Origin of the sequence: Chryseobacterium lathyri (assembly GCF_003290185.1) — a bacterium.
In the GTDB taxonomy this organism is placed as follows: Bacteria; Bacteroidota; Bacteroidia; order Flavobacteriales; family Weeksellaceae; genus Chryseobacterium; species Chryseobacterium lathyri.
The window spans coordinates 86,240-108,813 of record NZ_QNFY01000015.1; the positions used below are offsets into that span (position 1 = coordinate 86,240).

Here is a 22,574-nt window from a genome sequence, read left to right on the forward strand (position 1 = left end):
TTTAAAATATGAAAAAATTGAAATTTTTTTACGAGCCTTCAGAACAACAATATTATGTATTGTTTCAATCTCCAAGTAAAGATTTACTGTTTAAAGTTGATCAGGTAAATCCAACAATGATTTCCAGAGTTTACGAAAATGCTATGTTTATTTCAAGCCATGAAAGAGCAAAGATCATTGAAGAAATGGAAATATTTGCAAAAGAACAGTTTGACAAATTAAATGATAGTTTTTAATAAAAAAAATCCCGGATTTATAGTCCGGGATCATTATATATCTAATCTAAGTAATTATTTTTTTTTCCGGCGTTATTCCTTACTACATCCATTTCATGTGCTGTCATTTCCCTATGAAGAATTCCGCTAACATTGCTGACTGCATTATCTTTAGCGTTTTGTCTTGCATTTGAAAATTTTTCGTAAGTCGTTGGAGTGTCATTTTTTATCAGTATTATTTCCCTCCTTTCTTTTTTCAAATAAAATAATTCAAAAGAATAAGTTTGTTTTTGATCTTCTAACGATACAATAAGTCCAGGAAGACCTTTAAAAGTATAAGGGCCTTCTGATACAGGAATTTCTACAGTATACCAAGCTGTAATATTTCTACTACCATATTTGCCAGTAGCTTTTTTACAATCATATCCATTTATTTTTTTTGCTTCATTTAATAAAATCCATTCGACCTTATTGGCAGGCTCAAATGAAAACAAATTTTTAAATACCTTATCATAAACTTTTAGCTTACCATCTTTTAATAATACTTCTTGATTCATATTAACACGAGGAACTTTTGAAAAGTCGATGTTAATATTTCCCGAAGTGATATTACTAAGACTGTTCTTTACAATTGATTCTTTTAGAGAATCACTCTTTGCCTTTTGATCGCTTTTAAAAAGAGATATGTTGTCCCCTATAAAAAGCGTCATTATCTCCTCTCTCTCACTTGATTTATCTGTTGAATCTTTTAAAAATTTAACATGATACTTAGCGATCAAGTTAGAATAAAGAACAGTATTTTTGTCCTGAGAAAAGACTAAAATACTGTTCATCAAAATTATTATTGAGAATATTTTTAACATTAAAATTATATTTTAACCACAAAAATATTCATCTAGTAAGGCCATATTATCCATTAAACATTGTTGTCCCCAACTTGTGCAATATGAGTCCTGAATAGGGAATCCGCAAGATGTTTGATAGGTAACAGTACCACACCATTCAACAGCCTTTAAATCCATTTTTTTAACATTTCCTTTAGCACTTGCTAATCCGGCAACCCCTAGAGCTGCTACTAAAATTAATTTTTTCATTATAAATATTTTTAAAATTGTATTGTAAATATATTCACTTTTATTTATTCACCATTACGGGAATCCGTAATTTATAAAACTTTTTTATTATGTTAAACTTCAATAAGATAAAATCAAATTTTAGTTGATATATTTTAAATTTTACGGAAACCCGTACAATACATTTATTAAATAAGTATATTTTTACAATAAAATGAAAAAAGTTGAGAAAAGACAGATTACGTGATACCAGAAAAGATAAAGGAATAACTCAGCAACAATTAGCTGATGTTATTGCAACGGACGTTTCTAATTACAGTCGAAAAGAAAGCGGAAATGTTAGCATAGTCATGAGGGAATGGGAAAAAATATCAGAATTTTTAGGTGTTCCTTTATATGAAATTTATGAAGATGATTATGTTCCCGCACCTGCAGAGGAAATAAATAAAAATGATAACCATACGGTTATGAAAGATAAAGTCATGACAGTCATTAAAGATGAGGATTTCTATAAGGCAATAATTAGAGACCTCCAGGAATATATTTCATTACTAAAGCAAGAGATATATAGTTTAAAAAATTCAAAAAAATAAAATTTCCCGAATAAAGTCCGGGAAATTTTATTATACAATAATGTAATTGTCTTTGTCTCGTTTCTTCTTGGAAAGAACTTTCCAATCACTGAACCCTTTCTTGTCAAAATGTGGCATATCTTTAAGCGTACGCCAATCACCGCCCCAATTCCAGCCGTTTTTCTTGAAAATAACCACCACTTCCATCCAGTCGGATTGTTTGTCATTATCCCAATCTTTGGCAGTGTCCCAACTGGCTGTTTTATCATCAATAATAAGGCAGATATCAACAGCAAATCCATAATTATGAATGCTCTGGCCACCTTTGGCATTTGTTACCCTCTTGCCCGGCTTTGTTCTGCCTTGTGCGTATAAATCATTCTGTTCTGCAAAAGTTCTTAACCCTTGTGTAATCCTTATTTTAGCACGACCGGTTAAAGCTTCATCACATTCAGTAATAATTTTTTTTACTTCATCCCGTATAGAAGGATGAAGTTTTTCTATTCGTTGTAATGTTATTAAATCCATTATTTTTGTTCTTTGGTAATGTCTTCTTTTGCAAGAAGATTTTTAATTTGAAATGTCAATATTCGCCTAACGGGACGAATAAAATACTTTACAAAGTCACTTTGCGGGTTAATCACCTCGATATTCTCGAAGATGCTCACAATTTCAATATAGATCATTAGAAAAATCATAAAGTCCCCAAAAAGCCAGCTTATCTGTTTTGATAAACCAGACTTTCCATCATTACCAATATTAAGAATCACCAATGCTACTACAATGCTAACACCATATTGAATGAATTTTGAAAATGTTTTCCGGAAACCCTTAGAGGTCCTACGTTTACCGGTTAAAGTAGCCTTAGTAACCCCACAAATAAAATCCAAAACAATAACAACAAGTAATGCTATTAACAGCTGCATTTTTGGATAATATTGAATAAAATGAATCATGATTTCTTTGAATAAATATTTATAATAAGGGACAAAATTCTGTGATAGATTCTTAGATCTAGTTTTGAACTTTAATCTTTTCTGTGTATGTTTTTCCTTCCTTCGTTATTTTTACAGAGTAAATTCCACTAACAAGATCTTTAGTTGAAATACTTTCTTTAGAAGGTGTTACAATGTCTTTCTGTAGGACAAGTTTTCCGGCAGTATTATAAACCTTAACCCTTATCATTTTTTTAAGTGCATCGTCATTAACAAAGAAATTATCCTTGACCGGATTGGGATATAAAATTCCGTTTGGAAATGAAACAGGCTCTTTAATGCATCTAACATTTGCACCGGAATTCTTATCAATAGAGAATCCAACATTCAAAGTTTGATTATTGCTTAATAAAGCTTTCATAAAAGTTAATCCTTTAGCATAGTTGGCCCACCCGGTAACTGTTGTACTCCAATAGGCCCCTGATGCATTGTTGCTAAATAAATTACCATTTACATAATAATTACTTCCTGCAGCAGGTAAGAACAAGGAATTATTAATTAGAATACCGCTGCCATGTCTTGTATACATGTTGGTGCCATCTTCTACAAAATCTCCTACCCATTGAACACTGTTATTGTCAATAACCCCTTGCCATTCTGCTGATGTAGGAACCCTATATCCATCAGGACACGGATCATTTAATGTTTTTCCGGAATCACTCCACGAACTGTCAATAGCTGATGTAGAACCCCAGCTTGCTGAATTAACGGGTGTATTTTTGCCCCATTGATACTTTGCCCCCTTAATTCCCTGTGCTGGTACTGTTGAATTTAAAGAAGTGTCTGCTCCAAGGTTGTAATCCAAGAAAGTTCTTAATTCTCCGGGGGCTACATAAGCCTGTGAAGTTTGTGAAAATACAGATACATTAATTAAGGCTAATGTAAATCCTAATAATAATCGTTTCATAGTAATAATAATTTATATTGAAATTTTTTGTTTAAGTTTTGTATCTATTCCGACACGGGGGATAGAATATGTTGTTCCATTAGCGACATCACTATTATGAGTACCTAAAAACTCCGCTGAAATCATGACTGAAGTTGAAGCACTTGACCAAAGAAGCGAAGTGTTTGCCGATTTTGAAAAGCTGATTCTAATCAGCATAGAATTTGCAGAAATGTTTCCTGGCATTATCACGGTGCCAGTGGAAACTTGGGAAACTACAGTTACCCCACTGGCTTCAATATCTGTTCCTGTTCCTGAATGACTAAATATTCTGAAATATGGACTCGTAATTGAACCCACCATTCCTGAAACAAGAATATTCATATAGTAATTTGAGGCATCCTGTTCGTAGGTATGTATTTCTACTTTTGGAATAAACGGCAATACAATACTTGTTTTATTTTCCCAACCAATTGTTCCGTCCGGTTTTGCAACTACATTTTTCGTATATGTTGCATCTGCATTATTTAATGAAGTAGCTTTTAGACCTCCGATAGTTATGCTTTTAGTTGTTATTGGATCCCTACCAGCTACAGTATCTAAAGTATCTTGTTCTTCAGTTCCGTTAATTTCCAGTGTGTTTTTCCAACTCTGTATATTTTCAGGTGTCAGATTTGATCCGTCAATTTCAGCTTTATCCCTGTCTAAAGCCTTGAAACCAGATGCAACACGTACTTTTGAATTTCCTTCTGCTTGTGTCTCGTTTTCTATCTGGTTTGCTATTTGTTGCGCTTCTGTACTCATAATTATTCAAAGGTTTTATCGAAAGAATTATCAAAAATTTTGAACTTGATCAAAATGTGTTTTGCTTTGCAGCATAAAAATTTAATTGCTATCATAATTCTTAATCATCATAAATGTTTGTTATAAAATTTGTTTTCCGGATATGAGAAACACCGTCTATATCTTTTAATTCTCCATTACAACCACACCCGCCACAATCTTTACAATACAGGGGAAAATGTTCTTTGTTTTGGCATATCCATAAATGCATTCTTTCAAGCAGCGGATCAATCCGGTCCTGGATAGAAGAATTTTGCTTAAAATTGATTTCTTTTACACCGCCGGTTGCTGAACTTGCACCGTTTCCGCCTATTGCATTAGGATTGTTCATTTGTTGGCCTTTTGACGTATGTCTTAACCAACTTGGAACAATAGCCGTCATATCAACACATTCTGCAGTAAGTTTCCAAAGGAATCTTTCCCACAATTTTACATACCAGGGATTTTCAATAAATTCGATTGCGTTGATTATCATTCCAATTTTCAGATCAGAATCTTTAATTAGGTTTAATCCATCAAGTTCATAAGAAGCATTTATTCTGGCCAGTAAATCAGCTTTATTTTCCTGTGTTACTCTTACATTTTTCTTTGAAATAAAGTCTTCATAAAATTGATCACATATCGCATTTGCAATCCAACGTTCTTCAGCAACAATAATGTTCTGCAAGATTTGCCTTTCGTCAATTTCTTGGTCGGTTGGAGCATGAAAGATCACTTCATCAGGTGTAATTAAAACATCCCTCTTTAAATTGTTAAGCCTGTACATCTTTTTTATTTTTTGAGGTTGTAATAAATTCAGATCCCTTTGCCTTGTCTTCCATTGCCGGTTTTCCAAGGATTTCCCTTCCTTCATCTTTAGTCAAGCAAGAATTAACATCAATTTCGCCAATAAATGAAGCTGGTGAAACGGGCTTAAATGCAAGTTCTAAATCACTGAACTTTGTACCCATCCAATTATCATATATTTCAAAGAATGGATTGATGAAATCTTGAAATATCAATTCTTGTGTCGGCTCTATCACAGTTTTGTTTTTCGTGTCAAAAACGGCTGACAGGTAGGCAAAACCACCGTTCCCCATTCCAGATGAATTTTGATGTTGACCATACAAAGCAGTGTCCCAATTGTTTGAATCCACAATTTTGCTTTCAACGTTTTCATCCAGTTTTAGGAATGATCCGTCCGTTTTGGTGTCAAATTGTTGAAGTGAAGAATTCGTGATTCCCTTTCCGCCGGTTACAACAGTCCAACGTCCGCGTTTGCCGTCTCCCGTATGAGAATAGATAATATCACGGCCAACTTTTTTCCCTTCTTCCTGGGAAACATTTCCTTCAAGAAAAAGGACACCACCCACGATGAGGTTATTGTCTATAATATCAAGGTTATACCTTACATTTTTATATTCTAGGATCTGCCAAGGCAATGAAGATATATTGTCAGGCATCCCATAGTAATCGTAACCCGGAACATCATTTTTAACATGAATAATACAGTGTTCAGTTCCAACATCGCTTTTATACCAATCCATGTCTGGATCACCATAATAAATAGGTAATTCAACAGCTTTATCTTCAACTAAATTCCAAGCGGTTTTTTTTCTGAATTCTTTTGAAATGAAAACAGTTTCACAGATATCATCATCATTTGGTGATGAAAGTCTACAATCAAGAAAGGGCCGGTTGACTATGTAAACAAATTTCTTTTTTCCAATTTGCCCCCGGATCACTTCAATAAAATTGTTACCAACAGTGAAGTGATTGTTGAAAATTGATTTTACAATCTTATCAAGGTTTTGCCCCTTTTTATTAACACGTTTTTTAAAGATGTCAAATTCTTTATTCTCGGAACCGTTCTTGATATACATTCCTTTTCCAATGCAGAAGTTTGTTTTGGAGTTAACACATGAATTGTTTGTTGGGGATAATAGTTTTGCTTCTAAAAGCAACTGAAAGAAGTTATCTTTAGGATCTAAAAAAGCCAAATATTTCCTGCTTCTTCTTGTAAGATGAAATGCAGTTGATTCCCCTGAAGGCTCAAAGGGAATTGGATTTTTTGCATCAATCGTTGCTACGTTTGAAACAATGGTTTTTTGATCTTTCTCAGAATTATTCATTCTCGTTGCTGTTGGATTCTTCTTTTAAGAATTTTAATTCCTTGTATTTCTGAACTTCTTGTTCTGTTGGTGTTTTACTAAACAGAATAAGCAAGGTTGGATCCTGGCTTCTGATTGCAATTTCAGCAAGAACACCCAGGTCTTCACGTTCCCCAAGGGGAGTAGTCGAACCATTAAATCCGACTACTTTATTTTTGAATTTTGCTTTTATAGAAAACATAATTATTCAAAGGTTTTATCAAATGTTTTATCGAAGATTTTTTCAAGAGAATCACCTCCTACTGAAAACCTTCTATGATAGAGATATCACCAGAAAATTCATTTGCCATTCGTCCATATTCAGACTTGAACATAACTTTAGCACCGTTGAAATCTTCCATTTTTCTACCAGAACCACCTTCAGTACCGTTCATTACGACTTCAAAATATGGAATGGTATTTCCGTTGACGTATCTTTCCCCGATAACAAAAATTTTCCCGGAATTAAGTCTAATCACAAGACCAAGACCACAGCAGCAACCCGCAGAATCCAAGCTTGATAGATAGTTTGTTAATTCTTGTGAAAGGTTTGGAAGCTGTGCATCAAGATCAAATTCATATTTCACGGAACACCCGTTCAGTGTATGTTTGAATTTGAATTCAGCTTCTTTTCTTTGGAATGATAAACGGAACATTTTTGCGCCACCGGCTGCAGTTGCACCATCCCTTAAAGCAAGAGCAGTATAACTTTTACTTGTTGCATCTTGGGTCCAATTGAAATCTGCAGGATCATAAACCCAAAGATCAGAAACACCCCCAGTTGTAGCAGAACACGGTGCAGTATATGATTTAAGTGTTACACAAAGCATAATAATTTAGAATTTTGATTGTTAGAAAACAAAACATGTAATATTGTTACATGTTTTGTTGTAAATTTTTTTAAGCAATATTTGTCATACCAAACACAGTGTGTTCAGGATAAGCAATCCCGGTTCCGGCTCTCATGAAGTTTGCATATTTCCATGTCAATTCATCATATGAATACCAAACTAATAAGGCTTTCACACCTTCTGGTGTAGCTTCACCATAAGAACTATCTGTTGCAAATACGAAATTTCCTCTGATTGTTAAAATACATGCATGTGCAGCAACACCATTGTTCAATGCAAATAGAATTGGATCCCAGGTTGTTTCAACAAGAACATCAATGTCCTTATATTTCAAACTCTTGAAGCCGTTCTGCATATATTGAATGTTATTGGCTAAACCTGCAAGAATTAGAAAATCTTCATACGCATCAAAAATTGACTGTGATACATAAAAAGCTTTCATATTATTTGGTAAGTGCTTCAGGAAAATATCCTGATTCTTATAAGCCCAATCCAGATAATTCTTACCATCGGAAGGTGTTAATTCCCCACTGTTGAAAGCGGAAGTCTGGTTTGCAGGAATAACACCATCATTGATATATTTTGCATATTGTTTGAAAATACCATCAAAAACGTTCCAACTCCAAACACCATTTCCGTCATTTGGCCTATCAATATCACCGAAATACGCATTGGAAGTAATATCAACCTTAATTGCTTTCAAGAAGAAATCCATAATGTAATCCCTGAATTTAGGATCTTTGTTTCTGAAATCTTCCAGGCATCCTTTATAAAATTCATTTTCACAATGCTTGGTTGCTCCATAAACTTCATCAGTTTCGATTTGTCTGATTGAAGCCTTACCAACAGGTGAGAAAACAATATTACAAGATGCATCCCTTCTTTTTAGGATGTTTTGTTTTCCAAGAATTTCAACAATTTTTTTCTTGCTTGAAACGTCACTCATCACCGTGAACTCGCTAAGAGTTCCATTAAATGAACCATCAGGAAGCAAGTCCGCAAAATGCGGTTTTACTAACATTTCATAGTAACTCTGTGGTCCTACTTTAAATCTTTCGTTCATAGTTAAATTTTTAGTCTCTTAATCCTTGATTGTTTTTGTTCCCAAGTGATCCGGATAATGCAACACTTCCAATATTGTAGCTGCCTAAATCAGCTTTACAACCTTGTGTGCTGATTACCGTTGCAAGAATGTCTATACTTGATAAATTCAGACTTGAAACATCCAACACAACATTTCCTGCATCTGCAGTAATTTGGCCGTGTTTTTCGTTTCCATCTTTGTCGTAAACATGAGCGTTTACAACATTAAGATCATCACCGGCCCCAAACGTTGAAGTATCGGTGATAGTAACCGTTTTGGCTGTTGCATCTAAAGCGTATGTAAGCATTGCAACAAAGCCGGTGCATTCACAACCTTCGCAAAGGTCATTTTGTAACACGTCTTTTTCTAACCCAGTCATATTATTAGTAATTTTTAATCAAATCCAACATCGTCAGCTTCATATTTGGAAGAAGCTTCACTACCTCTGTTTTTTGGCTTTGCTTGGCCAAAGTTTTTTGAAGCTTTTTCTTCAATGTCTTCCAGTCTTCCAGTCAAATTTTTAAATTCTTCTGATTCTTTGAAGTTTTCAGGCGTAACATTTTCTTTCACAGCATTTGTGATCTGCGAAATCATGTTTTCTGGTAATCCGTTCTTAAAGAAATTTGTAAGAGCGGTATTTACCTGTTCATCGGTTGGTGCCTTTGGCTCCAAATCAACATCCTTAAAAGCTTCATTTAAAGCAGATGTTAAGTTTTCAATTGTCAAGGCTTCCGGTGTTTTGTCTTTTTCGGTAACAACCAAATTTTTAGACTTAAAAGCATTAACAATACCTTCAATTAGCTTGTTCATATCTAAATTTTGAATTAATTTTTCAGGATCTTCAACAGGTGGTTTGGATGCAATGGAATTAAATGCCACCAAAGCATTCGTATTTTTGAAATTCCAATTGGCCGAATTGATTGGTTTAAATTCTTCTTTCTGATCAGTTGTCTTGCTTACAAAGCCGTTTTCTACTGCCTTGGTTCCAGTGAACCAGGTTTCAGCATTCATCCATTCTTCAATTTGTTCTTTGGATTTTCCTGTTAAATTCACATAAAAATCACGGATGTTATTGTTGAATTCTCGTAGATTTTTGGCCTGTCTTTCAACTTCATTCACATCACCCCAGGCGAATCCCGAAACATTATGAATCATATACCAGGAATTCGGTGAAATTTTAGAATTTTTTGCAGCAGATAATGGGTAGGTAGCAGCGGAACAAATCATCCCCATGCCAATCGTTTCAACAGCGTAACCATCATTTTCAAGTTGCTGAATGAAATCATGCATTGCCATAGCATCGCCGATTTGACCACCAAAAGAATTAATGGTGATCCGGATATTTTTAAGGCCGGAATCAAGAATTTCAGTCCTGAACGATTTGAATGAAACAGATGTATCATCATTAAACCATTCTTTCCAAATTTCCTGTGTTTCTGCATCTACAATGGTACCATCAATGAAGACATCAAGTCTTTCACCGCTGTTAGAAATTTTGTAGTTAAAAAAAATCGGATTGTTTTTCATACCCCTGTTTGTCAGTTACAAAGGTATTTTTAAATAAATTTAATATGTAACAATGTTGTATAAACCGTGCGAGATTTCCGCACGGTTTTTTAGTATATTTGAATGATGAAAAAAATTATTTTAGAAAAATTTTTTGACTTTGTAGAAAAAATATATTACCCGGATTACATTCCTTATTATTCCAGGTGGATGAATATGTTTTTAAGACTTTTGTTCCTTCCTTTATTTATTATTTACAAAATCATTCAAAACAACGGTCACAAATATCCCTAACAGTTGATTTTGGGACATCGAGTTTTTGAGAAATTTGCCCTAACGTCAACCCTTTGTTTCTTTCAATGCAAACTTTTAATTGTGTTGAATCAACACCTGCATATTTGCAAAATTTTTCAAAATCTGCAATTGCCATGTCAAGGGCTTCATTTTTATCTTCAAAGGATAATGTTTGTTGTTTGAATGTTTTTTTCTGCATGGATATTAATTTTTGTTTAGTACAGCATTATCATTTATAATAGAATATAAAAATGATTCAGGCTGTAGGTATGCGTATGTTTTTGAATTCTGGTAAGCATCTAAATAAAGTGTAGATTTATTATTACCCCATAAACTAATTATTGATTCATCCCTTGCCGTAACATAAGAATATGACCAATCGTTGTTTGTAATCCGGGCAGATCCTTCACGATAACATTCTACTTCAACCATAGCCAAATCATTTACCGTGATCACGGCATTGGCATTATCAATAATTACCCTGCAACGGGTTTTGCCGGAAAGATCAAGTGTTAAAGAAGATCCCTGAAGTAGTATTATATCAGTTACTGTGTCGGTTAAACTTACCTCTCTTTGATAAAATCCTTCGTTCTCCAATTCTTCAATGGGAAAATATTGGATAAGATCACGGAATCCGTTTTTAAAAATCCAACGGAAATTTCCTTCAGATTTAACAATCCTCAAAATATCACTATAGCTTTCCGCTTTAACATATAGGTGGAAAAGTTTGTTGATTTCTTTTTTTCTTTGCCGATCTAGCAATTCAAATTTCAATTCTTCAAATGTCATAATGTCGCAATTTCTGAACGTTTTTTATTTTCTTTTTGGGCATTATCAATATCACGTTGGGAAACATAAGTTTTCTTCATGGATTCTTGTTTTTGCATTTCCGCCAATTCTTCAATACTCTGTTCGATCCTGTCAAGTCTTTCAAAATTTGCATTATTATTTTGTGTAGAAGAATTTGAATCTTCGTAATAACTCCTGAAGACCGGCGGTTGCAAATTGCTTCCTAAAAATTTCCCTCCATTCATGAACTTCTTCATTGTTGCACCACCATCCCAGTCAACACCCCCGCCAATTGAATTTATTTTACTGGCAATCTGTGAAGGGGTTCCGGAAACTGTATAAGTAGACTTATCTTTCATTGAATCAGCATTGATAATTCCTTCCATACCTTCCATTTCAGCAACTTTATTTCCGGTGTTAGGATCGTACACAGGCATTCCGCCTTCTGAATGGGACGGACCAAATAATTTACCGCCTTTACCTAAAAACTGACCCCCGCGTTTATATTGTGTTTTATCAATATTAGACATCGTTGATGCAAATCTTACTGTTGCAATAGTGGATAAAATTGCCCCCATAATCGGCCCGGCGATTGGGCCTAATTGCATTGCCGTTGACCAAATATTCCCTAATTCCAAAAAGAAAGCAATTCTGGCTTCGTTTTTCTTGATTTTTTTTAATTTTTCTCCGGCTTCTTTATCTGCTTTTTTCTTTTTTTCGGCTGCCTGTCTGTCAATACTTTCTTTTTCTGCGGCGGATTGTGCAAATCTTTGTAATTGTTTAGTCTCTAAATCAATTCTTTCATAGGCTAATTGTTTACTTTCTTCAACCCTTTGACGTTCCATATCGAAATAACTATTCATCGCCTGTTGTGCAATATCGAATGATTGAGCAATAGCATAACCCAATTGTTCAGAAACATCTTTTCCGCCCAACATAATTTGATCATCCCCGTTCTTTAATTTATTTGTTAAGGAAGAAGCAAGGCCGGAAACTCCGGATCCTGGTGCCCCAACTGGAACGGCTGCACCGGTTACCCTTACATTACTCTCGGCTTGTGCTTTCTGGAACTCCAATTCTTCTTTTTGCTTTCTTAAAGCATTCCATTTATCCCATTCAATTTCAGTAAGTTCTTTGCCTTGCATTATGAAAAGGTCATAGGCTTCAATTTTGGATCTTATATTTCCAAGTTCAACATTGATATTTTGAAGTTCAAGTCTTGCAGAAATTTTTTGAAGTTCAATTTTTCTCTGAATATTGGTTAACTCTTTATTTTGTAATACAAGTTTAGAATCAGAATTCGCCTTTATTTCATTGGCATTTTTCATTTCTTCTGAAGTCCTGTCAATTACATTGAAGGTAACTGCAGTTACCTTGATTCTATATTCAAGTGTATTCCTATTTTCTGCATCCAATTTTTCTTTAAGTTGGCGCATTAGGTTATTGAATTCTTCAACAGATCCTTTGGAATACTCTGATTGTAAATCCAACATTTTCTGATTGTATGCAATTTGAGCATCCGTACTTTCCTTATAGAAAAGTTTTTCTGCTTCTAATTTTTCTAATTCAGAAGAAAATGGACTATTAATAACAAGATCTCTTTTTCTCTGTAAGGAATCTTCTTCATTTTTCAATTCATCATCAACACGCTTCTTATTAAGGGTGAAAAGCTTATCATTTGCTTCACGTTGTGATTTAAATTTATCAAGTTGTGCCTGGGATTCCTGCTTTCTTTCTTCAGCATTTCCTTTTTTTAGGTAAGCAATTTTAGCATCATGATATTTATTTGTACTGTCAAGGCTTTTTTTGATATAATCTTCCTCATTTATTTTACCTTGGAGAAATGACTTTTCTAAAACGGCTAATTCATCATTCTTAACGGATTCAAGATCTTTAAGACGGTCTTTTTGTGTGCCAGTCAACCGGGACCCCTTGTCAATATTTGTTTTTTTATCAGTCTTGGTAAGTGAATCAAGATAATCCTGCTTTTGTTTTATTTGTTTCTGAAGATCATAATACCTTTTTGAACCAATTTCTGCTGCATCAAATTCAGTTGTCAATGCCTGGATTTCTTCACGCAAAGCAGACAGTGTTCTTGAAACTCCTGACCCAGAATCGGAGCCCGTGAAATTGGTTGCATTTCCTTTAGCAATATTTTGAACCTGTTCTTTAGTAAGAATATTCATTTCTTTTTGAAGCTGGATTCTTTCTTTCAGATTGTTGTTATAAACATCCTCTGAATCACCAGGGCCGATCCCAATCATGCCACCAACCCCACGTGCAAATTCTCCCCACGAACGACTGTCAAAAACCTTATTTTTATACTTGTCTGCTTCAAGTTTTGCGTTAGCATCATCAGTGGCTTTCATTTCAAGTTCCACTAATTTTTTTTGTTTTTCTTGAACCAAAGATTCAACCGCCTTTGCTCTAGCAACTTCAAGGATCTTTTTACGGTAAGCTTCAAGAATCTGCGTTCCTTCAGCAGTTTTAATATTTTCAAGAGTAAGGGCCCCTAGGTATTTAGGGTTAATATTTATTAGTTCTTGAAGCGCAATTTTCTTTGTACTCAGTGCAATGTTATTATCCTTCAAAACACGAGTTAATATTTCAATTTTAGCAATGGTATCAACAGTAGCTTCAGTTGTTTTTTTAGTGATTTCAGCGTTCAACTTCATTTCTGTAGCAGTTTGCTTAATTGCCTGACCTTGTTTTTTAAGGCTGTCAGAAGCTTTTTCAGTTCTTGCACTCATTAATACCATCGCACCGCCGATTGCTGCCAAACCTGCAATAATCCATCCAACAGGCGTTGTGAGAATTGTTAAATTCAAAGAAATCCACGCGGTTCTAATTCCTGGAATAATTGTCCCAAAAAACAACATTGTTGCATTTAATGCCCTCCAACCCAAATTTGCAACAGCAAGTGCAACTGCTTGGGCTCTAATCAAAATATTTGAAGCGGTAATCAATGCATTCCCTATTACAGTTCTTGCTGCATAAACAACTGTTTGTTGGATTGAAATGGCTAATGCTTGTATATTTTGCCAATATGCAAGTGTTAGAAGTGTAATTATAGTATACCACGCCCACATTGGTATTCCAGAAATGGCACTTCCAAGCACTCCAATTATAGTAATAGTAGTTTTAAGGAATGATTGGAATTTCTGATTATTAGCAGCATCAACAAAGCTTTTTTTAAGCTTATCCATTCCGGCTGATAGGTTTTCATTTTTTTTATTGAATGCATCGGTGATATTGGATGTATCTTGATAAGCTTCACCGGCACTTTTAATACTTTTTCTAAATGTTTCTGAATTCTTACCTAAAACCCCCAATGCTGAAACAATCCCTGCACCACCTTTTTTTGCAAGTTCTGAATCACCCAATGATTGAATAAGTTCTTCAATACTTACTTTATCTTTTGTGATTCCTTCAGCGACACGAATAAGGGCCTCAGCAGGATTTGAATTGATTAATGCAGAAAAATCCTTTTGCGACATTTTTGCAAACTTGGAAAACTTTTCTGTATCACTCGCAATTTTTGGGATGATACGCACTAATGCAGTTGAAGAAGTTTCTGCACTTTGGCCGTATTGTTCAAATCCGGATGCCAGCCCTAAAACAGAAGGAAGGGTGATATCAGAAATACCCTTTAGACCTGCCATTCTTTTGGAAAAGTCATTCAAAAACGGAACGGATGCCACGGATTCATTGGCCAAAGTACGTACAGCATTACCCATTCTGAGCAAATTATCTTCTGTAACATTTCCGGATCCTTCAAAAACGTTGATCAGTTTTACAAGACTTTCGGTACCGGTTTCTACATCGCCAAAATCTTTTCCAAAGGCTGTTTTTATTTTATCAATACCCGCTACAACACCAACAAGATCTGATTCTTCAACACCTGCTTTTATGGCAATATTCCCAATATTAACCAATTCCGGAAGTTTGGTCCTTGTATCAATTTTTGCAAGGTTATCAACCAGTTTTTGCGCCCCGCCGGCTGCTTTTTCCAATTCAACTTCCATACTCGTAACACCATCAGCCAATTGATAAGTATTATCAATAAGTTCCTGTGTTTTTGCCATGGCAGTTTGAAACGAAAGAAACCCGACCATAAAGCCGGTAATTTCTCCTTTCAGATTACGGAAATAATTCTTTAAATTGTTGGTAACTTGACCGCCAACCGTACTTGTGTTTCTTAATTCGGTTTGAATCCTTGTAATTTCACGGGTAAATTGTGAAGCTGCATTTCGGTTCTCAATAATTTCACGCTGAATTGCATCAAGATCACCGGTACCACTTTGCCTTACCGTATTTAATCTATTTTTTAGGGTCAAAAGTTCAGTATCTAATTCCCGAACTTTGTTTTTAGCTTCATTTACCTGTGTTGCAATTACACTTCCAAGCCCTGCACCGGTTAAAGATTGAATGGTGTTTTTGTTTAATCCAGAAAGATTATTTCCGGGATAATTACCAACGTTTCTTTGATATTGGCCAAGACGTGCATCAATATCCTTCAGACGGCGGTCCAGAACATTAACTTCAGCTTGTGCCCTTTTAAATTCATTTGAATCAACACCGAATTTTACGGCGGTGTCTTTTGCCTTGTTACGTAATTCGGTTAATTCACGGGATAATTGTTTGTAATCTCCAACAGATTGCCTCGTTTCGTCTCTTACCCTCCTTTGTTCAGTGGCTTGTTGTTTATTGGCATTACCTAGGGCAATACTTTCATTTCTTAACTTTATGGTTTCCTGCTTCAAGCGTTCTGTTTCCAGTTTCGCCTGTTTCATTTCTTCATTATACTTTGCCATTTCAGCAGAAGAAAGACCACCCCTTGAAATAAGATCTTTTAGTTCTTTCCACTTTTTCTTTGAATCGTCAAACTCCCTGTTGACTTTCTTCATTTCATCAAGCAAAACCCCTTGGCCCTGAATCTTGACTTCATAAATTTTCGTAACGTTAGCCATAATTTCATTATTAATGTAACATTGTTACATATTTGTATTTAAAATTTATCTTGGAATGTCGGTGTATAAACACATTAACCGATTATACTGAGTGTCAAAAACTTTGTCAATTAAAGTACTGTCTGAATTACTGATTGGTTCAGTTAATACTTCAACAGCATCTGTTAAAATGCTTTTTTCACTTGGATAAGTATTTTTGCTTTCTTTCTCGGTTATTGGTACCCATTTACGAAGCAAACAGGATGTGGAAACCCCTTTTAAGGCTTTATATCCGTCAATTTTAATAAGTTCAAACAATTCACCATGAAGATTTATTCTTTCACGGTGGAACCAATTGGTAACATCTTTGTTATTAAGCTTAATAAATGTGTTCAATTGTCTTCCATCATTCATGATTGCTAACCTTTGCCAGAAGAACCTTTTTATTAATCCTCTTCCAATTACTTTGGTTCCGGTGCTACTACCTATTTTTTCATCAGAATAGGAAAGAATAGGATCATTTTCACCGCCGTCCTTATAATTGACCGCAAATAGGAAAGGGTAGTTGTTATATGTTATAATACTACCGTCATTGTCTTTCATTCTCCAACCTCCAACACCAGAAACAAGACCTTTATAATAGGCTGATTTGGGAGAAAAAACATTTTGAGATTCTGAACTTGAAGTGTTTGAAATGTTTTCCGGAACCAGGCAAATCATTTGTGGGGTTTCCCCTGTAACATCAGCAAATTCATCCACATTATAATGCATGGTAGGTGAATAGAAACGGTTTTCGTATTCCTTTTTTTCGGCCTTGAATCTTTCTGAGAATAGATATTTACCACTTGCAAGGGTAATTTTATAACGGTCCTGAACTATCTTCAAAGCCCCATCATTTGAATCATCTTTAAATTTAAACACGAATTCACGGGCGTTGTTGTTGTATATTTCAACAAAGCTTTCTTTTGCAATATCTTCTTTGTCACTCCAATCAATGTAGTCCCCATTGAAATAACCGCCTTTTTTTTGTGATAAATCGTTAGATTCTGAAAATTCATGCGTTGGCTCAATAAGAACTATCTTATTAACCGGATCCGTCTGAAAGGAAAGATTGAACAAATCTACTTCACCTCTCAAAAAATCAAGAAATTTATATTTCTGAAGTGGTAAGTATGAATCAAAGGTAACTTGACCGCCAACCGGTATTTTAAAGTGATCAATCTGATATTCATCAACTTTAAGTGAACACCTAGCAACGGTAGCTGTTTTACTTTCCTTGATCCTTAATTTAATTTTACAAACAATTTCATCATTTGGGTTTACAAGTGTGGAAAACCATACCGGCACAGTGTCGCTGCCTTCAGTGCTGCCTGCAGTGGGGGCCTGGTGATCAAAAATTTGATTCTGCTGCATAAGTTGTGTTCCTGAAATAGTTCTTTGGTACCAGAAAACATTGAGTTCAACAATAGACGAGAAATCAATTTTATAATCATAGAACAACTGCATAGAAAAAGTAACTTCTAAAGGACCATAATGAGGGGTGTTATATTTCCATGTTAGTTCAGTGCCTCCACCATGTGCATCAGATCCAGTGAAATCACCTTCAGCAATCGTATTGTTATTGTCGAAACATGGTGTTGGGAAATCCCTTACATTTAAATCAACCCAATCGTCCATTTCTTCAAATCTTCGTTCAATGTCACTTTTTGCAAGAAACTTATGAATGTCATATTTGGTTCCTCCGGAAGTTAAAAAGTTGCCGAAAGTCCAGGGAAGCACCTGTCTACGATAGAAGGAAGAATCTATAAAATCACCTTTGATTCTATAGCCAAACATTTTGAAAGCCCAATAAATAGTGAAGAATTTTGAAATTGAAGGGCGAAAATTTTTAATATGATAATTTTTATCGTTATTATCCACCAGATCCAATGGGGCTGCATATTTTACCGGTGCAAAAACATACGGAAGATTTTCATCCGTTCCATCAAACTGCCAGGAATTTATAATTGTGGATTTATCAAAGGTTAATTCAATCCTTTTCAAAACTTCGTACAATGTCAATTCTTTCATATCAATGATCCAGTCACCATTGTTTCCAAAGGCATCAATTTCAAAAGATGTTGTTTTTCCACCGTTACGAAATGATTTTTTTGGAATGGCTTTTCCAATGAATATTTCATCCCCATTAGCTTCAATAACAATTCTCCTGATCCCTTTGAAAAATTCGTTAGGCGTTAAGTCTTCAACAGATGTATTGTTGAAGGTGTTTAATATCTTTTGATTCTTTAAGGTTGCCGGAAGTTTTATTCCGGTTGATTCACTGCTTTTTTTTGCCTGAAAATTTTCTATATCTTCAAGCTGATAATCAATAGCAATTGGAAAATCAGAATTTGTGTCAATGTCTAATTCTTCATTGTTCATGGTTAATTTTAAATAATCACTTGCCATTATCTATGTGTTGAATTATCATTACTCATTGAAAACTTGATCTTAACTATATATTCATATCGTCCTTTGTTTTTTTTAGGATTGAATTTCATGTCTGAAATTTCGATTGGAATAAATTCTTTTTCATTACTTTCATGGAAACCATTTGGAAGAAGGGTTTCAATCCAAGCAACAGGCGAATCCATCAGTTCTTTAATCCAATATTGATCACTTTCTGAATAGCATCTTGTTTCAGCTTCAATTGTTTCGTTGGAGGTTATGTTTTGGCGATAACTACCGCCTTTGGTCCTATTTAAAGGGGATTTTTGTGACTTTTTCCAAGTATCGGATTTGGTTTCATGTTCTTCAATGCTAAGAATGAAGTTTATAGAATCAATTTCACCTAATGAATTGATAAAGTGAATTCTTACCTTATCATCTATGCAACAACATCCGTTAATATTTCGTCTGGAAGTTGCAAGAATATTATCCTGGCTGTCTTTAACATAAACAGTCCATTCATCAACTTCACTGAAGTCAATGTTTGGAAAATATTCTTTAATATTTGGAATGCCTTCCGGAATGTAAAAAACGCTATAATCTATACCTGCCATAATGTTTTTATTAAAGGGTGATTGCTTGGTTATAATCTGAATACCATGGGAAGCCAGAATAATACAGGTTGAAAATCTTAATTTCTCCCGATGATGTGTAAATCTTGAATTCTGCAAAGAAACTGTCCGCCCCGTTCCAGTCCCGTGTTCCTATGTATTTGGAGTTATCCCGGAAGCCGTAAACAAACTGTCTTGTCAAATTGATTGTAGGTGAAGGTGTGGCGAATACATGCGTTTCATTGGTTTGCCACCAAATGTTTTCCCCGATCGCTCTAAACCTGCAGAAAACTTCAACCTTTGTTATATTAGAACCATCTACTGTTTCCGACTGTAAACCGTAAAACTTAACCTGACCAATAAAATGACTGCCAGAATCCGGTTTATAGATCGTAATGAAAAAATCCGGATATCGGTCAACGCTAACCATACTATTACCTTTGTAGGTCATTATGTTTGATTCTGCTGTTAGGCCGGGAATATCAGTGACAACAGCTTTGTATTTCTTTATACCAACAGAATCAAGGCTATCAGTAAAAGTGTTTGTGGTCAAATCTGCTATTAATACAGTCCAAGTAGCACCATTGTCAATGCTTTTCAATATTTTGACATTTGCAATATCATTGTCCGGATCTGCAGCAAGTACTTCAATCACAGCACTGCAGTTGTTTTGTGAACATAATCTTTCTTCTGTACCTTGATTATCCATCCAACGAAGTGAAATTGTTGGCGGACTGTTTCTTTCGGTACCAACATTTTCAATAATAGGAAGTTGGCTAAATTCCAATGCGTTACATCTACCAATTATTTCAAAAACAAAATCATAGTAAGCAAATGGAGTAATAATAATTTGTTCATTCACCGGGGTAGGGTACACAGTGATTTGCGTTGTTGACCAAGGATCATTTGAACCATGTAAACGCCTATAAATTTTTATATCATAAGGTACTGAAGGAAGGTTCACCGGGTTCGTCCATGTAAAAGTAATTGCCTGGCTGTTGTTGGGAATATCCTTTGTGATAGTATATTGTATATTTGAAAGAATAGGGCAATCTTCAATTATTTCGTTACAAATGTCAATAATGCTTCCAGACTTTGTTTTTGCCTGGACGCATATAGTTTTGGGTCTGTAAGCGGAAATAATGGGAAAGTGTGAACTGTCGCCTTTACAGATTTTAAATTCTTTTGGCCGTTTGGTTAATGGAAAAGCGTTTCCCCAGGTTCCGGTTTTGTAAGATTCAAGAAGCTTATCAAGATCCTGATTTTCTTCATGCTGAATTACTGAATTCAAAACATAAATTTCATTTGAATTTGTTCCAGCACCTTCAACCGGTGGAGTAGATGAAGTTCCTTGAATGGGGGCCACCTGCTCACTTGCTGAAAAACCGTTTGAATCTGAATAAGCATTTCTGAATTTTACAAATACTTTTTTAATTGTGTTGTCAAATTCTTCAATTATCTTTCCGTTCATCTTTGGCAGATTGTAACCCATTAATTCTTGAACTGCGTCCTGGATATCAAATTCATATTCCGGATCCTGATTTTCATCTTTTATGAATTGGGTTCTTGCAAGGGATTTATAATAAACACCGTCAACATAAACATCACAAAAAACGACCGGACATTTATAATTTTGTGCAGTTGCATTTGGAATTTTGGCCCTACATCTGAAGATTACAGGCCTGTAAACGGAGTTTAAAGAAAATGTTTCTGGCTGATATGTAATAGCGGTTATTGGCATTATAGTGTTTCAGATTTTTGATTGTTATATAATTCATCAAAAAAAGAATCGGTTCCTTGATCCACAATAGAATCAACTTTTTGCTCATTCTCTCTCCAAGTGTTTTGAATGAATTTTTTTCGTTCCCCTGTTTTTGAAAATCTTGCTGAAGCCAGTGTTGGCATTCCTTCAGCCCGGTGTCTTTTGTTGGTTAAAACTGCAGCTTCCATTGCTTGAATATTATTAAGCCCTCTTAAAATGAAATATTTATATAAATCACGGACATGATCCTTTCCAAATTTTTTTGTTCCATTTTCAAGATCTTGTGCATAATCAAGGGCGAATCCAAAAAGTTCAGACCTGTTTTTGCCGTCAATAACCCTGGATGAATTCAAAATTGAGTTTTCAAGGGAACCGGTTAAGCGATGCCCTTGATCTGCCAATTGTTTCACCAACGCATTAGACAATAGATCTTCTACTTTTTGGAGTGTTTGTTTCATAGTGCATTTAATCTTCTATAATCATTCTCCAATTCAACCAAAAAAGGCTTCATTTGGACGAAATTTTTTAAAATGTTTCCTACGCAAATAGGACATGAAGTCATTTCCTTTTCCGGCTCAATGAATGTGTGCCATATTTTTAAAAGCTTCTGCATATTATCATTGTCCCAAACTGCAATTGCGTTTGATATAATATCCTTTTCGTTAAGAAGAACCTGGCTTCTTACTTCATCTGGGATTTGTTCTGCTATTCTCTTAATGCTCATGATGTGGGTGTAAATCAGTTGTATTTATTTCAAAACTTTTTAAATCTTCTTCAGAATAATCTTCCAGATCACAGGCAATAGCAAGATCAATGTCAAATGAAAGTCCTACGCCGGCAAGGTTATCTGCACCAACACCGGAATATCTTTCAATAACATCAACAGAAGTGCATTCCCTTATTTCCGTACCGGGAAATTTTGCAATTATCATATTCAGAAACTTCCTGAAATCCTTTGCGCAAACTCCCATATCTTTCCATGTTTGTTCAATAGTATGTTGGGAAAGATTATTGAATGGATTCCTGTTTTGTGTTCCGTTCGCATCGTTGTGTTGCGTTGTAAGAAATAACAATCTGCATTTATATTTACTCCAATTTGTGTCAAAATTTGGAAGTTCCACCGGCGGGAACATGATGCAAAGCGGATATTTCTTGCCGTCTTTGATACCTTCCAGAAAATCCTTCAAAATTTCCCCTGCATTATTTTTGTTCAACTCATCCCCATAGTTAGGACCAGTTACAAACCGGCGCATCACTTTTGATTTTTTAATGATGTCCCTGTATAGCTGATAAAGATTAAGTTCGTTCATAATAATCCCATACTTGTTTTAATAAGATTATTGATATGATTAAGTTCTTGTTTAAAATTTTCTTCAAACTTGACTTCACAGAATAAATATGTTTTTGACAATTCTCTTCTATGTGCCAATGTTAGTTGAATAAATGGCGGATAAAGCTTTATTTCTTCATCACTCATACTTGCCCAGAACTCAACGAATGTTTTGAATCTCAATTTTTCTCTGTCTGCTGCTTCTTTAGCACTTGGAAGCTGTATTTCATCAATATTATGACTCATTGTCTTCGTTGT

At 34.9% G+C, this 22,574-nt stretch carries 25 protein-coding genes; 2 read left to right on the forward strand and 23 right to left on the reverse strand.

Translation table 11 applies throughout. The annotated features are described in order from the left end of the window. Nucleotides 1-8: 8 nt before the first annotated feature. Nucleotides 9-236, forward strand: coding sequence for a hypothetical protein (locus DRF61_RS19255; RefSeq protein ID WP_111960087.1), 228 nt, complete (start codon nt 9-11; stop codon nt 234-236). A gap of 41 nt (nt 237-277) precedes the next feature. Here the strand turns inward: DRF61_RS19255 and DRF61_RS19260 are convergent, their stop codons facing one another. Further along, the gene (locus DRF61_RS19260) at nt 278-1,078 is read right to left on the reverse strand and encodes a GLPGLI family protein (protein ID WP_111960089.1); all 801 of its coding nucleotides are present in this window, start codon (nt 1,076-1,078) and stop codon (nt 278-280) included. A 12-nt stretch (nt 1,079-1,090) separates the two neighbouring features. After that, complete coding sequence (locus tag DRF61_RS19265; RefSeq protein ID WP_111960091.1) at nt 1,091-1,309, reverse strand: hypothetical protein; 219 nt, start codon at nt 1,307-1,309, stop codon at nt 1,091-1,093. A 203-nt stretch (nt 1,310-1,512) separates the two neighbouring features. On the opposite strand from DRF61_RS19265, the gene DRF61_RS19270 reads away from it, so the two are divergent. Further along, on the forward strand, nt 1,513-1,881 hold the full coding sequence (locus DRF61_RS19270; protein ID WP_111960093.1) for a helix-turn-helix transcriptional regulator: 369 nt from the start codon (nt 1,513-1,515) through the stop codon (nt 1,879-1,881). A gap of 30 nt (nt 1,882-1,911) precedes the next feature. Here DRF61_RS19270 and DRF61_RS19275 read toward each other — a convergent pair whose 3' ends face one another. The 21 genes from DRF61_RS19275 to DRF61_RS19370 form a co-directional block, all read right to left on the reverse strand. Further along, the gene (locus tag DRF61_RS19275) at nt 1,912-2,388 is read right to left on the reverse strand and encodes a M15 family metallopeptidase (RefSeq protein WP_111960095.1); all 477 of its coding nucleotides are present in this window, start codon (nt 2,386-2,388) and stop codon (nt 1,912-1,914) included. Beyond that, complete coding sequence (locus DRF61_RS19280; RefSeq protein ID WP_157963410.1) at nt 2,388-2,786, reverse strand: phage holin family protein; 399 nt, start codon at nt 2,784-2,786, stop codon at nt 2,388-2,390. The genes DRF61_RS19275 and DRF61_RS19280 overlap by 1 nt, the downstream gene beginning before the upstream one ends. Before the next feature lie 88 nt (nt 2,787-2,874). Continuing rightward, a complete protein-coding gene (locus DRF61_RS19285; RefSeq protein ID WP_111960099.1) occupies nt 2,875-3,762 on the reverse strand; it encodes a T9SS type A sorting domain-containing protein in 888 nt (295 codons plus the stop codon). Nucleotides 3,763-3,774: 12 nt separating this feature from the next. Then, nucleotides 3,775-4,545 carry a hypothetical protein gene (locus tag DRF61_RS19290; protein ID WP_111960101.1) on the reverse strand — a complete coding sequence of 257 codons (771 nt, stop codon included), beginning with the start codon at nt 4,543-4,545 and terminating at the stop codon, nt 3,775-3,777. 100 nt (nt 4,546-4,645) lie between these two features. Next, nucleotides 4,646-5,350 carry a hypothetical protein gene (locus tag DRF61_RS19295; protein ID WP_111960103.1) on the reverse strand — a complete coding sequence of 235 codons (705 nt, stop codon included), beginning with the start codon at nt 5,348-5,350 and terminating at the stop codon, nt 4,646-4,648. Continuing rightward, complete coding sequence (locus tag DRF61_RS19300; protein ID WP_111960105.1) at nt 5,337-6,695, reverse strand: phage portal family protein; 1,359 nt, start codon at nt 6,693-6,695, stop codon at nt 5,337-5,339. Before DRF61_RS19300 ends, DRF61_RS19295 begins: the two co-directional genes overlap by 14 nt. Beyond that, the gene (locus DRF61_RS19305) at nt 6,688-6,915 is read right to left on the reverse strand and encodes a hypothetical protein (protein ID WP_111960107.1); all 228 of its coding nucleotides are present in this window, start codon (nt 6,913-6,915) and stop codon (nt 6,688-6,690) included. Before DRF61_RS19305 ends, DRF61_RS19300 begins: the two co-directional genes overlap by 8 nt. 58 nt (nt 6,916-6,973) lie before the next feature. Beyond that, entirely contained in the window at nt 6,974-7,543 is a 570-nt protein-coding gene (locus DRF61_RS19310; RefSeq protein ID WP_111960109.1) for a hypothetical protein, read from the reverse strand. Nucleotides 7,544-7,613: 70 nt separating this feature from the next. Further along, nucleotides 7,614-8,627, reverse strand: a complete 1,014-nt coding sequence (locus DRF61_RS19315; RefSeq protein ID WP_111960111.1) for a hypothetical protein — start codon at nt 8,625-8,627, stop codon at nt 7,614-7,616. A gap of 10 nt (nt 8,628-8,637) precedes the next feature. Further along, nucleotides 8,638-9,027, reverse strand: coding sequence for a hypothetical protein (locus DRF61_RS19320; protein WP_111960113.1), 390 nt, complete (start codon nt 9,025-9,027; stop codon nt 8,638-8,640). A 14-nt stretch (nt 9,028-9,041) separates the two neighbouring features. Beyond that, nucleotides 9,042-10,175 carry a Clp protease ClpP gene (locus DRF61_RS19325; protein WP_111960115.1) on the reverse strand — a complete coding sequence of 378 codons (1,134 nt, stop codon included), beginning with the start codon at nt 10,173-10,175 and terminating at the stop codon, nt 9,042-9,044. 241 nt (nt 10,176-10,416) lie between these two features. Further along, nucleotides 10,417-10,647, reverse strand: coding sequence for a MarR family transcriptional regulator (locus DRF61_RS22720; RefSeq protein ID WP_146897244.1), 231 nt, complete (start codon nt 10,645-10,647; stop codon nt 10,417-10,419). Between the two features lie 5 nt (nt 10,648-10,652). Then, nucleotides 10,653-11,237 (reverse strand): hypothetical protein, encoded by a 585-nt coding sequence (locus DRF61_RS19330; RefSeq protein ID WP_111960117.1) that lies wholly within the window; start codon nt 11,235-11,237, stop codon nt 10,653-10,655. Further along, complete coding sequence (locus DRF61_RS19335) at nt 11,234-16,207, reverse strand: phage tail tape measure protein (protein ID WP_111960119.1); 4,974 nt, start codon at nt 16,205-16,207, stop codon at nt 11,234-11,236. The genes DRF61_RS19330 and DRF61_RS19335 overlap by 4 nt, the downstream gene beginning before the upstream one ends. Nucleotides 16,208-16,252: 45 nt before the next feature. Next, entirely contained in the window at nt 16,253-18,634 is a 2,382-nt protein-coding gene (locus DRF61_RS19340) for a hypothetical protein (protein ID WP_111960121.1), read from the reverse strand. Then, on the reverse strand, nt 18,634-19,227 hold the full coding sequence (locus DRF61_RS19345; RefSeq protein ID WP_111960123.1) for a hypothetical protein: 594 nt from the start codon (nt 19,225-19,227) through the stop codon (nt 18,634-18,636). The genes DRF61_RS19340 and DRF61_RS19345 overlap by 1 nt, the downstream gene beginning before the upstream one ends. 10 nt (nt 19,228-19,237) lie before the next feature. Further along, nucleotides 19,238-20,965 (reverse strand): hypothetical protein, encoded by a 1,728-nt coding sequence (locus DRF61_RS19350; RefSeq protein WP_111960125.1) that lies wholly within the window; start codon nt 20,963-20,965, stop codon nt 19,238-19,240. Further along, nucleotides 20,965-21,444 (reverse strand): hypothetical protein, encoded by a 480-nt coding sequence (locus DRF61_RS19355; protein ID WP_111960127.1) that lies wholly within the window; start codon nt 21,442-21,444, stop codon nt 20,965-20,967. The genes DRF61_RS19350 and DRF61_RS19355 overlap by 1 nt, the downstream gene beginning before the upstream one ends. Continuing rightward, nucleotides 21,441-21,710 carry a hypothetical protein gene (locus DRF61_RS19360; RefSeq protein WP_111960129.1) on the reverse strand — a complete coding sequence of 90 codons (270 nt, stop codon included), beginning with the start codon at nt 21,708-21,710 and terminating at the stop codon, nt 21,441-21,443. Before DRF61_RS19360 ends, DRF61_RS19355 begins: the two co-directional genes overlap by 4 nt. Next, a complete protein-coding gene (locus tag DRF61_RS19365; RefSeq protein ID WP_111960131.1) occupies nt 21,700-22,296 on the reverse strand; it encodes a hypothetical protein in 597 nt (198 codons plus the stop codon). The genes DRF61_RS19360 and DRF61_RS19365 overlap by 11 nt, the downstream gene beginning before the upstream one ends. Then, entirely contained in the window at nt 22,293-22,562 is a 270-nt protein-coding gene (locus DRF61_RS19370) for a hypothetical protein (protein WP_146897250.1), read from the reverse strand. Before DRF61_RS19370 ends, DRF61_RS19365 begins: the two co-directional genes overlap by 4 nt. Nucleotides 22,563-22,574: the final 12 nt, after the last annotated feature.